At 48.0% G+C, this 14,113-nt stretch carries 10 protein-coding genes and 2 rRNA genes; 1 reads left to right on the plus strand and 11 read right to left on the minus strand.

Features of this window, described 5'->3' with window-relative positions; genetic code table 11:
- Positions 1–2 precede the first annotated feature (2 nt).
- The 10 genes from murB to KKF06_03575 form a co-directional block, all read right to left on the minus strand.
- Complete coding sequence (murB, locus tag KKF06_03530; protein ID MBU1616842.1) at positions 3–866, minus strand: UDP-N-acetylmuramate dehydrogenase; 864 nt, start codon at positions 864–866, stop codon at positions 3–5.
- A 4-nt stretch (positions 867–870) separates the two neighbouring features.
- A complete protein-coding gene (locus KKF06_03535; GenBank protein MBU1616843.1) occupies positions 871–2,271 on the minus strand; it encodes a UDP-N-acetylmuramate--L-alanine ligase in 1,401 nt (466 codons plus the stop codon).
- The gene (murG, locus tag KKF06_03540) at positions 2,255–3,304 is read right to left on the minus strand and encodes an undecaprenyldiphospho-muramoylpentapeptide beta-N-acetylglucosaminyltransferase (GenBank protein ID MBU1616844.1); all 1,050 of its coding nucleotides are present in this window, start codon (positions 3,302–3,304) and stop codon (positions 2,255–2,257) included. The genes KKF06_03535 and murG overlap by 17 nt, the downstream gene beginning before the upstream one ends.
- Positions 3,301–4,392, minus strand: coding sequence for a putative lipid II flippase FtsW (gene ftsW, locus KKF06_03545; protein MBU1616845.1), 1,092 nt, complete (start codon positions 4,390–4,392; stop codon positions 3,301–3,303). The genes murG and ftsW overlap by 4 nt, the downstream gene beginning before the upstream one ends.
- A complete protein-coding gene (gene murD, locus KKF06_03550; protein ID MBU1616846.1) occupies positions 4,374–5,672 on the minus strand; it encodes a UDP-N-acetylmuramoyl-L-alanine--D-glutamate ligase in 1,299 nt (432 codons plus the stop codon). Before murD ends, ftsW begins: the two co-directional genes overlap by 19 nt.
- 82 nt (positions 5,673–5,754) lie before the next feature.
- A complete protein-coding gene (mraY, locus tag KKF06_03555) occupies positions 5,755–6,681 on the minus strand; it encodes a phospho-N-acetylmuramoyl-pentapeptide-transferase (protein MBU1616847.1) in 927 nt (308 codons plus the stop codon).
- 88 nt (positions 6,682–6,769) lie between these two features.
- Positions 6,770–7,294, minus strand: a complete 525-nt coding sequence (locus KKF06_03560) for a hypothetical protein (protein ID MBU1616848.1) — start codon at positions 7,292–7,294, stop codon at positions 6,770–6,772.
- A 132-nt stretch (positions 7,295–7,426) separates the two neighbouring features.
- Entirely contained in the window at positions 7,427–8,806 is a 1,380-nt protein-coding gene (locus KKF06_03565) for an FAD-binding oxidoreductase (protein ID MBU1616849.1), read from the minus strand.
- Positions 8,807–9,024: 218 nt separating this feature from the next.
- Positions 9,025–9,142, minus strand: a 5S ribosomal RNA gene (gene rrf, locus KKF06_03570).
- A 70-nt stretch (positions 9,143–9,212) separates the two neighbouring features.
- Positions 9,213–12,807, minus strand: a 23S ribosomal RNA gene (locus tag KKF06_03575).
- Between the two features lie 317 nt (positions 12,808–13,124).
- Between KKF06_03575 and KKF06_03580 the strand changes: the two genes are divergently transcribed.
- Positions 13,125–13,886 carry a hypothetical protein gene (locus tag KKF06_03580; GenBank protein MBU1616850.1) on the plus strand — a complete coding sequence of 254 codons (762 nt, stop codon included), beginning with the start codon at positions 13,125–13,127 and terminating at the stop codon, positions 13,884–13,886.
- A 1-nt stretch (position 13,887) separates the two neighbouring features.
- Here KKF06_03580 and KKF06_03585 read toward each other — a convergent pair.
- A partial coding sequence (locus tag KKF06_03585; GenBank protein MBU1616851.1) for a hypothetical protein occupies positions 13,888–14,113 on the minus strand: 226 nt, incomplete at its 5' end.

The following is a 14,113-nucleotide window of genomic DNA, read 5'->3' on the forward strand; positions in this document are numbered from 1 at the left end:
GGTTATTCTACCATAAGTTTAATCTCGGGCTCAAGGTTGACCTTATACTTTGCTTTAACGATCTTTTGCAGGCTGGTCATCAGCTTCAGAACATCACGGCTCGACGCTTCACCAAGATTGACTATAAAGTTGGCGTGTTTTTCAGATACCTGGGCATCGCCGCAGCGCAACCCCTTCCCCCCCGCGTCCTGCACCAGCTTTCCGGCGGTCCTTTTTGGCGGATTTTTAAAAACGCTGCCGGCATTCGGGATGCCGAGGGGTTGTTTCAACTTCCTTTGCGCCAAATAGTCATTGATCTTTTGACGCATCGATTTGGTCTGGCCGTTTTTTAGCTTAAAAGCAGCTTCTACAACAATTAAACTCCGTTTTTCGATCACGCTTTTTCGATAGCCAAAACCCAGCTCTTTTCCGGTCAGAACAAATTCTTCCCCATTTTTATCAAGCACCTTTACATGATCAATAAAGCCGGAGAGCTCTTTACCCCACGCCCCCGCATTCATGACGACAGCGCCTCCAACTGTCCCCGGTATCCCGGCCAAAAATTCCAAACCAGTCAGGCGGCATTTAAGGGCAACCTGGACCAAATGGGGCAAATATACACCGGCTTCGGCAAATAATAAATTATCTTTAAAATATATCCTTTTTAATCCCGTAGCCAGCTTGATAACCAGTCCCCGAAAACCCTTATCCAGGGCCAGGACATTGGTCCCCGCGCCAAGGATAGTGTATTTTATTTTCTTCTCCCGCGCGTATTGGATCGCTTCGGCCAGCTCAGCCTGGTTCTTTGGCACGCAAAACAACCTGGCGGGCCCGCCTATTCGAAACGACGTATGTTTTTTCAATGGTTCGTTCTTGCTATACTTCATTAAATCAATCCTTCCCGTTTTCCCCTTCCCTCATCTTCAGCCTAAGCAGGATCTCTTTCGCTACGGTATGGATATCTCCCGCTCCGACCGTTAAAAGCATATCGCCGGGTTTAAGCTCTTTCATCAGCTGTTCAACGATCTTTTCTTTTTTGGGTATGTATGAAGCTTTTTCTTTATCAAGCAGGCTGGAGATCGACCGACCAGTTATCCCGGGGATCGGTTTTTCTGAAGCGGCATAAATATCGGAAATGATGACCCGGTCGGCGTCGTCAAAGGCGGCCCCAAAACGATCTTGCAGCAGCTTGGTCCGGGTATAGCGGTGCGGCTGAAAAACGCAAATGATCTTCCGCTTCGGCCAACCGGCCCGGGCGGCGGAAAGGGTCGCTTTGATCTCGGTTGGATGATGAGCGTAATCGTCAATGATCATGACATCGGACTGTTCGCCGACGATCGAGAAACGGCGCCGGGCGCCGACAAAGGACTGAAGCGCCCCAACCATCAGGGAAAAATCGATCCCAAACTCAAACCCGATCGCGAAAACCGCCAGACTGTTGAGGACGTTCTGCCAGCCGGGGACTGATAACCCGACCTCGCCGACTTCTTCTCCATTTCTAAGCAGTATATATGTGGAATTAAACTTGGAATATTTTAAATTTTTCGCGCTGTATTCCATTGCCGGGTCAAGTCCGTAGGTAATAAACCGCCGCCCGGTCTTCCCCATCAATTTGCGATTGTTAGGATCGGTCCCGTCAACTAAAATAAACCCGGTTGAAGGAACACGGGAAGCAAACTCCTCAAAGGTCCGGAGCAGCTCATCGGTATTGCCAAAGTGCTCCATGTGGTCTTCTTCAATGTTCGTGATGATCTCGATGGTCGGGGAAAGGAAAAGAAAGGAGCTGTCCGATTCGTCCGCTTCGGCGACACAAAAACCGCCGCTCCCCATTTTGGCGTTGCCGCCCACGTAATCCATGTCGCAGCCGATCAAAAAGGTCGGGTTGAGTTTGGCCGCGTCCAGAACTTTCGCGATCATCGCGGTCGTGGTAGTTTTGCCATGCGTTCCGGCAACGGCGATCCGGTTCTGGGAACGGGACATGATCCAGGCAAGCATTTCCGCCCGCTTCAGGATCGGCAGCTCTTTGGCTTGCGCCTCTTTCATTTCAGGATTTTCAAAATTGACCGCCGAAGAATAGACCACCAGATCGATCCCGCGAATATTGTTGGCATCATGGCCGATCTGGATCTTGACCCCCATATCCTTTAACCGAACGGTGTTAGGGTTTTCCTTGATATCAGACCCGCTGACCTTAAAGCCCATTTCATGCAGGATCTTGGCCAAGCCGGACACACCGCACCCGCCAACTCCCACCAGATGGATACTTTTAATTTTATTAAGATCTAATGCCATTAATTATTTCTTGGACCGCGGTCGGCCTGGCCAGTTCGCGGCAGGCCTCTTTCATTTTCTTCAGATCAAGCGATTGTCCGTTTACCAGATCCGCGAAGCGCTCCGGCGTCAGGTCGCTATTATTAACCAGCAGTCCGGCGCCTGAATCGGCAACAACACGCGCGTTAAGCTCTTGATGGCCTTCGGCCGAGAATGGGAATGGGACCAAGATCATGGGCAATTCGCGGATTAAAAATTCTGCGATCGCTGTCGCCCCGGCCCGACTGACCGCCAGATCGGCCGCCGCAATGGCATCAGCTATATTATACATGTATTCCACCGGTTTATAAAAAGGATATTCCCCCCTCTTTATCAGTGAAAAATCCCGGCTCCCGATAATATGGACGATCTTTATCCCTTCTTTGATCTTCGGCAATGAATTGATCACCGCCTGATTAATGCTTCTCGCCCCCTGGCTTCCGCCAACGACCAGGACCAGCTTGTCACCCGGACGGCAGCCAAGGCGCAGTCGGCTTTTTTCCCGGTCGGAAGCAAATATCCCTGACCTGACCGGATTCCCGGTGACGATTCCCTGAGGCAGATACTCCTTGGAGCGATCAAAGGAAAGAAAGACTTTTTTCGCCCAACGGGCAAACAGGCGATTCGTCACCCCCGGCAAAACATTCTGCTCATGAATAAAGATCGGGATCGCCAGGCCTTTTGCCGCCAGAACGACCGGCAAACTGGCGTAGCCTCCGGTCGAAATAAGAACATTAGGCCTTTCCCGTGCCAGATAAAATAAAGCCTGAAAAAAACCGATCATGGAAATGAAAGGAGCGGAGACCGCTTTATAAGAAAACTTGCGGAGAAGGGCGCGGGATTTGATCAATTTGATCGGAAACCCGGACTTGGCGATCAATCCTTTTTCCAACCCTTCTTCACTGCCGATAAACAGGACCTTGCTCTCCGGCTCCCGCGCGATCAGCCCCTGCGCAATAGCGATCCCGGGATAAATATGCCCGCCGGTCCCGCCGGAAACGATGACGATCTTCATGCTGATCCTTTCTTGGAAATATTCAGGATCACACCTACTGTAAATAGATTGATGATCGTCGCCGTTCCCCCATAACTAATGAACGGCAGAGGGATCCCGGTGGTCGGGACCAGCCCCACCACCACCATTATATTGATCATCGCTTGTGTAGTCAGCCAGGCTACCAGGCCGGTCGCCAATAAACTTTTAAACTGCTCTTTCGCTCCCAAGGCGATCAAAAAACCGCGATGAGCAAACAGCACATAGATAGAAATAACCACGAAAGCTCCGATAAAACCGGTCTCTTCGCAATGAATGGCAAAAATAAAATCGGTAAATTGCTGGGGGAGATAAAAGAATTTTTGCCTTGAGGCCCCAAGCCCCAACCCCAGAATCCCGCCAGATCCGACCGCTAAAAGCGACTGGATGATCTGGAAACCGATCCCTTGGGGGTCTTGCCAGGGATCAAAAAAAGCGAGAAAACGTTTTAAACGGTACGCGGAAGTGACGCCTAAAACGATCACTCCGGCAACCGCAAATAATCCGAGAAAAACAAACTGCGAATATTCCATCCCGGCGACAAAAAGCATGCCAAAGACCGAACCGGCCAGCGCCAGCACTGTTCCCAGGTCCGGTTGTTTAATGATAAGCGCGGCAACAAAAACAAAGATCAATAAAGCGGGCAAAACTCCTTTGATAAAGTCGCCAATATTCGCTTTTTTCTCGGACAACATTTTTGCCAGGTAAACGGTTAAAGTAAATTTGATCAGTTCGGATGGCTGGAAAGATAATATCCCAAGGTCGATCCAGCGGGAAGCTCCGCTAATGTTATGCCCTATTCCGGGAATAAAGACCAGGATCAGGAAGATCAGGGAAAACAGGAATAAATGGGGCGAAACCTTTTTTAGCTTGGCCAGATCAAGATAGAAGCCGTAAAATCCTGCGCCAACACCTAAAACCAGAAACAGCAGATGGCGCTTGATATAGAAAAGCATGTCGCCGTACTTTAGCCCCATGGTCGGACTGGCGGAAAAAATAGTCGCGGTCCCGATGGCAGAAAGTAAAATGACCGACAACAAAAACCAATAATCTATTTTAAGCTTAGGCATAATTCCTTAAAGATCCGTCCGCGCTCTTCATAATTACTGAACATATCAAAACTGGCGCAGGCTGGCGACAAAAGTACAATATCCCCTTTTTCCGCCAAACGATAGGCTTCACGGACCGCGTCCCCCATTGAAAAACCCGCCCGGAATATTTGGTCATACCCCGCCTTACGCAAAGCGGTTTCAAAGCGATCGGCCGCCTCCCCGATCAAAACAACCGCCTTCACGTTATCTTTGATCCGTTTAACCATTTCATCCAGGTCAACCCCTTTATCCCGTCCCCCCAGGATCAGGACCAGCCCTTTCCCTTTAAAGGTTTCGATCGCTACTATAGTTGAATCGGGATTGGTCCCCTTTGAATCATTGTAAAACCCTATCCCCTTCTTTTTTTGGACAAATTCGATCCGGTGTTCTACTCCCGGAAAGGTTTTAAGCACTTTGGCAACTTTCTCTTTTTTTATTCCGCAAAGAGCGGCAACGCTCGCCGCCGCCAGCGCGTTCTCCAGATTGTGCCGGCCTGGTATCCTGATCTCCTCCGGGACAAGCGAAATTATTCGAGCAGCCTCTTCTTTGGCAAAAGGAACCAGTTGCGCTTTTGCTTCCTGGGCCATTTTTACTACTTGAGGATCATCGGCATTGTATACAAGATAATCGTCACCTGTCTGGTTCGCGAAGATCCTTTGTTTTTGGGCGATGTATTCGGCAAGCGTATGATGCCGTTCCAAATGGTCCGGTTGAATGTTCAGGATAACACTGATAAAAGGCTTAAAATCAACGATCGCCTCAAGCTGATAACTGCTGATCTCCGCTACCACATAATCAAGGGAAGAATCGTCAACCTCGATCAAAGGAAGTCCAATGTTGCCGGCAACCGCAAGCCTCTTCCCTCCAGCCTTGAGCATCTCCCCGATCAAAGTAGTAGTGGTAGTTTTGCCGTTGGTCCCGGTAATGGCAATGACCGGTTTGGTTAAAAAACGGAAAGCAAGTTCGACTTCAGAGATGATCGGAATATTTTTCTGCCTGGCCGAGGCAAGGATCGGAATATCCAGGTGAATCCCTGGACTGACCACGACCAGATCGGCCCCCGCTGCCAGTTCGGGTGGATTCCCCCCCAACGCCAGTTTTATTCCCTTGCCGGTTAATAAGCCCAATAGTTCTTTGGAAAAAAGCGATTCCCCCTTCTGATCGGTCGCGGTAACTACTGCGCCCAATCCAGCCAGCTTGATGGCGGCCGAAAAGCCGCTCTTCCCCAGGCCGACAACAATGACTTTTTTCCCGTTCATAAACCATCACCCCAACCCCTCTCCCTCTGGGAGAGGGGCGGAAAGAAAAAATAATCAAGTTGAAAAAACTGGGTGAAGGTTATCATAAAAGCAGCCCCACTATTCCTAGAATTAACCCAACCCCCCAAAAACCAAGCACGATTTGGACCTCATTAAATCCTAAAAGTTCAAAGTGGTGATGAAGCGGAGTCATCCTAAACGGTCTCTTCTTAAAAAATTTATTAGAAGCGACCTGCATTATCACCGAAAGCGTTTCGATCACAAAAACCCCGCCAATAATTATCAAGCGGAGTTCCTGATGCAAGAGGATCGCCATACCGGCGAGCAGCGCTCCGATCGCTAGCGAACCGGTATCTCCCATAAAAACCTGCGCCTTGGGGAAATTATAGAAAAGAAACGCGGCCGTCGCCCCGGCCGCGATCAAAGCAAAGGTCGCCGTGTCAACACTCCCCAGGCGATTGGCGATCAACACAAAAAAAACAAAGGCCAGTGAGCCAGTCCCGGCAAGCAGGCCGTTAAGTCCGTCGGTCAGATTGGTCGCGTTAGCTGTCCCAACAATAATAAAGACCGAGCCTAATAAATAGGCCAAAGGCTCACCAACATCTTGTTGGTGATAGCCGATCGTTACCAGGAAATAAGAAAAAATTGCGGCAAATACCGATTGCAGGATGATCTTCTGCCAGAAGGTCAGGCCAAGATTTTGTTTTTTCAAGGTTTTGGTCAGGTCATCAAACAACCCGATCCCGGCAAAACCAAGCATCAGAAAAAGCAGGGCCATATAGCGGAAGTCCATTTCGACATTGATACAGATCAAGACAAAAATCAGGATCGTCAGAATAAAACCGATCCCCCCCATGATCGGGGTCCCGGCTTTGCCATAATGGCTTTGCGGTCCCTCTGCCCTGATAAATTGGCGCACTTTAAAAAAGCGCAAACCGGCAACAACTGGGTAGGTGATCAGCAGGGAAATAAGCGCCGCTTCAAAGAACAAAACAATCTGAGAAATCACTTGGCCATATTAGCATATTTTTAGCGGGCCAGCAAACAAAAAAGCCCTCCTGGGACCAACCCAGCGAGGGCTTTTTCAAGAGATCTTTTTACATGAAATAATAGCCAAAATTGACGAACACGCCCGGTAAAATACTGGTCGTGTTTGCCCCACCAGCGGAAGTGATCGATAAAACAATGATATCAGCCCCAACACAAAGATTGGGTTGGATCATCGTATTCATCCCCCAGGTCCCGCCAAAAGTGGTGACCGAAGCGCCGCCAGCAGAAAACGAACTAAAGTAACCACCTACCGCGGTCTGAACATTATTGATAGAATTCAAGTTGTAATCAACTTTACCAATAATGAAGGTCGTGGAAGCGTTGCCGGTAGTGAACGAGGCGCCAATGGTCCCCATGACATCATCATTAAAATGAAACTTCATTGCCGGGGTACCGCCCAAACATCCAACAGCCATTTTTCCGGCCATTGAAGAGCTCGAACTAGAACCAGCAGCAGCCTGCATTTGCAGAGCCTTGGTCGCCGGGCTAGCCTTCTTCACCTGCGCGTTCGCGGAAACGGTGAGTCCCGCGATTAACAATAAAACGGTGATAACAGAAATAAGTTTTTTCATTCATTTCACCCCCTTTTTATTTAATTCAATTAGCCGACACTTTAACCGCGGAAATTCCTCCTATCGGCGGTCAAGAATTCCGGGGTTAATTCCCGGTTAATGCTACCATATTTAGTTTGAATGTCAAAGCGGCTATTTAAGCGTAAAGATATTCCCTCTCCCGAGTACCCCTTGAGGATCATATTTTTTCTTTGTCCGCCTCATCCGTTCTATCCCTCTTTCTCCATACATTTCGAGCAAATAATCGCGCTTGATCTTGCCGATCCCGTGCTCGGCCGAGACCGTCCCCCCCAGTTCGATCGCTTTCCTGACAAACCGCAAGATTAATTCCCGGGCTGTCGCTTTTTCCGCCTCATTTTTAGGCAACAGGTTGACATGTAGATGGTTATCGCCGATATGTCCAAATTTTATAAAAAAAAGCTTTAAGCTTTCAGCTTTCAGCTGATCATTATAATAATTAAACATCTCGCGGAACCTCCCCTCCGGTACGGCGATATCAGTCGCCATTTTGACCAGGTGATGCTCTTTGAACAATTCGTTAATATGCTCCGGGATAGCGTGACGAAACTGCCGCAGGAGCGCTTGTTGTTTAGCGTCGCTCCCGATCCAGGCCTCTTCCAGCGAAGAATCATGGGCTGACAACAGTTTCTCCCACTCCTCCAGATAATTTCCGTTCCGTTCGGTGAGCTCCTGCTCGATATAGACCGCCGCTTCTCTTGCCCGTGGGATATGAGGGTAACTGCGCCCCAGCATTTGCAAGGTGTTGGGGTCAAAATATTCAAAGAAATTGATCGATCGGTCATCGGACTTTTTTGCCGCTTCAACAAAACCGAGTGCCACCTCTTCCGTTTTAAAGAATGCGACCAGCTCAAAAGTATCGGCCATTTTCGGCAGTAGATTGACTTCGATTTCGGAAATAAATCCCAGGGTCCCTTCCTGTCCGATAAAAAGATCGATCGGCTCCATTCCTGACCTAGAGTAATACCCGGCCGCGTTTTTGAGCCCCCTGGCCGGGCTTACTTTCCTTTTTAGCTCCAGGCTTTCACCGTTGGTTAACAAAACATTTAAGCCGAGAATATGGTCGCGGGTCGAGCCGAAACGATAGCTCCGGCCGCCGGAAGCGTTGGTATTAACGTTCCCGCCAATCGTGGCGCTTTTTTCCGTCGGATCAGGGGCGTAAAACAAGCCGTAAGGGGCGCACGCCTTGGCCAATTCCTCCAGGGTAACCCCCGATTGAATAAGGGCGGTTTTTTTCACCGGATCGATATTAATTATTTTTGTAAGTTTTTGGACCGAAAGAATATTGCCGCCAAATGGGATACACCCTCCGGTCGTCCCGGTTTGGGCGGCGGAAAAAGTTAAGGGTTCTTTCTTGGCGGCGCATTCCAGTAAGACTTCCCTGGCTTCTTTTTCATCACTTGGTAAATACAAACCTTCAGCGGAGCCGCCCGTCAGGTTGGAGCTGTCCTCCAGATAGCCAGCAATAATCGATTGGTCCGTGACCTTATGCATTTTATTTACCCTCACCCTAAATCCCTCTCCCAAAGGGAGAGGGACTAGTCTTTCTTTGTAAATTAATTTTTCTCCCCTCTCCCCCTGGGAGAGGGGCCGGGGGTGAGGGTTGTACAACCAAAGTATTATAACAAAAAAGCGAATACTTTCGTATTCGCTTTTTAATTTACCCCCACACCAAAAATATTTTTGGTGTGGGGGTTTATCGAGGGCAAAAACCCCGGCGACGTTCTACTCTCCCCCAAAACGAAGTTAAGGAGTACCATCGACCCGGGAGGCTTTCACTGCCGTGTTCGGAATGGGAACGGGTGGGTCACCTCCGGTATGGTCACCGGGATTTTTACCTTCGTATAAATATGTTAGCGTTGAAGCCAGAAATAAATCCCCGCAATGCGAGAATAGAGAGAATAAATAAGTCCTCGACCGATTAGTACTGGTCAGCTCAGACGTTGCCGCCTTTACACCTCCAGCCTATCAACCCTGTGTTCTTCAGGGGGTCTTACTCCTTCACCCTTGCGGGATCCAGATGGGAAAACTAATCTTGAGGTGGGCTTGATGCTTAGATGCTTTCAGCATTTATCCCTTCCAGACATGGCTACCCAGCGTTTGCAGGTAGGCCCCACAACTGGTACACCAGCGGTCTGTTCCTTCCGGTCCTCTCGTACTAGGAAGGACTCCTCTCAATTTTCCTTGCGACTGCACCGGATATGGACCAAACTGTCTCACGACGTTCTGAACCCAGCTCACGTACCGCTTTAATGGGCGAACAGCCCAACCCTTGGAACCTGCTCCAGCTCCAGGATGCGATGAGCCGACATCGAGGTGCCAAACCTCCTCGTCGATGTGAACTCTTGGAGGAGATCAGCCTGTTATCCCCGGGGTAACTTTTATCCGTTGAGCGATGGCCCTTCCATTCAGAACCACCGGATCACTAAGTCCGACTTTCGTCCCTGCTCGACATGTACGTCTCGCAGTCAAGCGCCCTTATGCCTTTACACTCGACGCACGATTTCCAACCGTGCTGAGGGTACCTTTGAACGCCTCAGTTATCCTTTGTGAGGCGACCGCCCCAGTCAAACTACCCGCCTAACTCTGTCTCCCAGCTTAACAAGGCCAGGGTTAGAAATCTAACACAACCAGGGTGGTATTTCACTGTTGGCTCCCCCCCATCCAAAAACAGGGGATCAAAGCCTCCCACCTATGCTACGCAAGCGGCGTCAAATCTCAAAGTTAGGGTATAGTAAAGCTCCACGGGGTCTTTCTGTCCTGGTGCAGTTAAACCGTGTCTTCACGGTCATCCCAATTTCACCGAGTCTCTCTCCGAGACAGCACTTCCTTCGTTATGCCTTTCGTGCGGGTCGGAACTTACCCGACAAGGAATTTCGCTACCTTAGGACCGTTCAAATTGTTAACTTTATGTCGCCATAAAGATCGGACTATATCATCCCCGATCACGGTCAATCGGAGTTTAGCGTGTAGTCTCTGAGGATTCCTTGATTTTACTGAGAACTTCTTCGTCAGTATGCCTTCTTCTACCGCCGTCGTTCATCTCTTTTCTAATTTCCAGGATCTCTCTGATCCCGGATTCATGAAGATGACGGTTACTGCCAATTATCATGGCGATTTGCTGAAACTTATTAAAGTCTCTTTTCTTTTTTGCCGACAAAAAACCATATTTCCTGAAAAAGGGGATCACATTCTCGATGATGGCGGTAAAATTATTTACCTCATAATACCAAACACCATCGGGTCTGCTCCTCAACGTTCCGCAATTCAGATATCTTTTAAACAAAGCCAGGATCACCTTGTCTTTTTGGGAAATATTGAAACACAAAGATATTTTCCAGGGATTTTTGTAATCATCCCTGGGCCTGAAAGAAACATTGAAGCTCCCTTCTCCATCGGCAAAACCAGCAAAATAACAACCAATCCTAAATGGAACAGTATTCAAATCAAGCATATCAAGACCTTTCCTGCTGATTGTCCGCACCTTGCTTATTGTCACTAAATAAAATTTTATCTAGTAAAGAAGGATACACCGGAGTTTCCAGCATATAGCTAAATTTATTTTCGTAACTACAACTTTTTTCTCAGCCTGTGGCGGAGAGGTCCTATTTATAGTTACGGCCGCCGTTCACTGGGGCTTCGATTCTGTCCTTGATATAATCTCAAACATCCTCTTAACCTTCCAGCACTGGGCAGGCATCAGCCCCTATACATCCCCTTACGGGTTAGCAGAGACCTGTGTTTTTGTTAAACAGTCGCGGAAGTCTGATATCTGAGGATCCGAAATGAATCGGATCGTCCCTTTTCCCGAAGTTACGGGACCATTTTGCCTAGTTCCTTAGAGAGAGTTATCTCGCGCGCCTTGGCTTGTTCAGCCTGTCCACCTGTGTCGGTTTATGGTACGATCACCTATCACAATACCCAGAGCTTTTCTCGTCAGTGCGGAGTCACCCATCGCGCCCGAAATAAATCAGGCTCACAATCCAATAAGTGTAATGAGTTATCCCCCTGCGTCCTTCTGGTTAACAAAATAGGCGGTAACGGAATATTAACCGTTTAGCCATCACCTACCCCTAGCTTAGCCGCGCTAGGGCTTGGCTTAGATATCGACTTACCCTGGGAGGACGAGCCTTCCCCAGGAAACCTCAGACTTTCGGCGTACGGGATTTCCACCCGTATTTTCGTTACTTATGCCGACATTCTCACTTCCGTTTCGTGCATTGTGCCTCGCGACACAACTTCAACCTACAACGGAACGCTCCTCTACCGCGATCCGGATTATTCATCCGGACCACCCGTAGCTTCGGTAGTATGCTTGAGCTCCGTGTGTTTTCGGCGCAAAATCGATCGACCAGTGAGCTGTTACGCACTCTTTAAAGGATGGCTGCTTCTAAGCCAACCTCCTGGCTGTCTAGCCGACTTTACTTCCTTTCCCACTTAGCATACATTTAGGAACCTTAGCTGACGATCATGGGCTGTTTCCCTTTTGACCACGAGGCTTATCCCTCGTAGTCTCACTCCCAAGCAATTACTACATGGTATTCGGAGTTAGCAAGGATTTGGAAGGCCTCTCGGCCCCCTAGTCCGAACTGTACTCTACCCCCACGCAGATAAGCTTGAGGCTGGCCCTAAAACCATTTCGAGGAGAACCAGCTATCTCCGAGCTCGTTTAGCTTTTCACTGCTATCCTCAGGTCATCCTGAGATTTTTCAACATCAATAGGTTCGAGCCTCCCTTCAATTTTACTTGAAGTTCACTCTGCCCAAGGATAGGTCGCTATCGGTTTCGGGTCTACAACTACATACTAAATCGCCCATTTAAGACTCGCTTTCGCTGCGCCTCAGGCTCAACACCCTAAGCTTGCATGTAATTGTAAGTCGCCGGCTCATTCTTCAATAGGCATGCTGTCACCCCCCGATAAATCGGGGGGCTCCAACTGCTTGTAAGCACACAGTTTCAAGTTCTATTTCACTCCCATTCCTGGGTTCTTTTCACCTTTCCCTCACGGTACTAGTTCACTATCGGTCACTGCAGAGTATTTAGCCTTAGGAGATGGTCCTCCCTGATTCCAACCAGATTCCTCGTGTCCGGTTGTACTTGGGATACCGCTAGAGCCATTAAATCTTTCGCTTACAGGGCTATCACCTTCTATGGCCAGACTTTCCAGAGCGGTTCAGCTAGATTTTTTGGTCTCACATTGCGGTCCCTCTACCCCCCGATAAAATCGAGGTTTGGGCTGTTCCGGTTTCGCTCGCCACTACTCCCGGAATCGTTATTACTTTCTCTTCCTCCGCTTACTAAGATGTTTCAGTTCAGCGGGTTGTCACCCTGACTTACGTCAGGATATACTGGAATTAACCAGTATGGGTTTGCCCATTCGGAGACCCCCGGATCAAAACTATTTAGACAGTTCCCCGGGGAATATCGCGGCCAATCGCGTCCTTCATCGACTTGCAGTGCCAAGGTATCCTCTATGTGCTGCTATAACTTGATCATTTCTGTCCGATTTTATTTAATCTGTAATTGACACGGACAAGAATTCTTACCTGTTTCTCATCTATTTAATTATCAAAGAACTTTGTTAGAAACAACAAAAAACGCACATCAAGTGTGCGTTTTCTACGCTTGATGAATTCGGGTTAAATTTATGTAAAATCGTTACCCATTAAGTGCGTGACGATTATTATATAAGAATGGTCAAATGTTGTCAAGGGGATATTTTAGCAAGATCTAATCATCACCTTGGTGAAATTTTACCCAAAACTTGTCGAAATATATTAGAAGGACAAGGTACCATAAAGAAGGAGCAAAAATGAGAGTTCAAAGCCTTCCTAGAGGCGGCTGTTATCTCTATCAAGAGAAACTTAAGGCCACAGATATAACACAAATAGCAAGAAAGTTAGCGAGACTAAGCCCCGGCTGCGCCTCTGAGCTATTCGTTAAAAGTGTTACTACTCCATTTCAAATTCACTCTTTAAACCCTACCCCCTTCTATACCTTTGCTGGAGATAACCCGATGGGTTATAGTCAGTTCCTTAAATTAACAAAACAACTCGGCCAAGGATTACTCAAAGCCTGGATGGTTTTGGCTAACAACCAAAATGAGGCGATCCATGAAGTAGCTTTTTCTCCTCAAGGCATAAGTGTTGATGGATGTTTTCGGCCTACTGCCGGCCTCACTGAAAGCCTTGACTTAGCAACAAGACTTACCCCGGCGGCCCTTAGAAGAATAGATAGTTATATTGTAGGAAGAAATACAGGAATTTATCACTTTGATTCCCTAGACATTCCTGGATTAGAACTTAAAAGTGGGCCAACAGGTTTAAGTCACCACCTAGATGGTCGTTTCAACTGCTACACGATTAACGGTGCTATCTCCTGGGAAGGATTAATATCAATAATTGAAACCTTAGTTACTTCAAACGGCTTTAATTCTTTAACGATAAGAAAACCCCTTCTTGCTCATCTTGTAGATAATTTCGTCATTTCTCAATCAAACGAAGGTTTTCACTTTGGCTTCGATCTGTTCGCTGTTGATCGTGTAGTTAAAATATTTGAAAGAGTGATATCATAAATTAACGTGGTTGTAATATTCTGATAGTGACATTAGCTACATCAGCCGGCATCCCTGTCCTGATGCTTCCGATTTGCGCTCTAATTTCAGCATTGCTAATCATAATGTCCAAGCTATTACCTGTAGGAAATAGCTGATTAGCTCGATTATCTAAAATTGTCAAAAGATCGCCAACCGTAACTTCATAGCTGGTGTAGCCTTGACCATTGATGGTTACCACACTCGTG

The sequence above is a fragment of the Candidatus Margulisiibacteriota bacterium genome, assembly GCA_018822365.1.
Taxonomy (GTDB): Bacteria; Margulisbacteria; WOR-1; order O2-12-FULL-45-9; family XYB2-FULL-48-7; genus XYB2-FULL-45-9.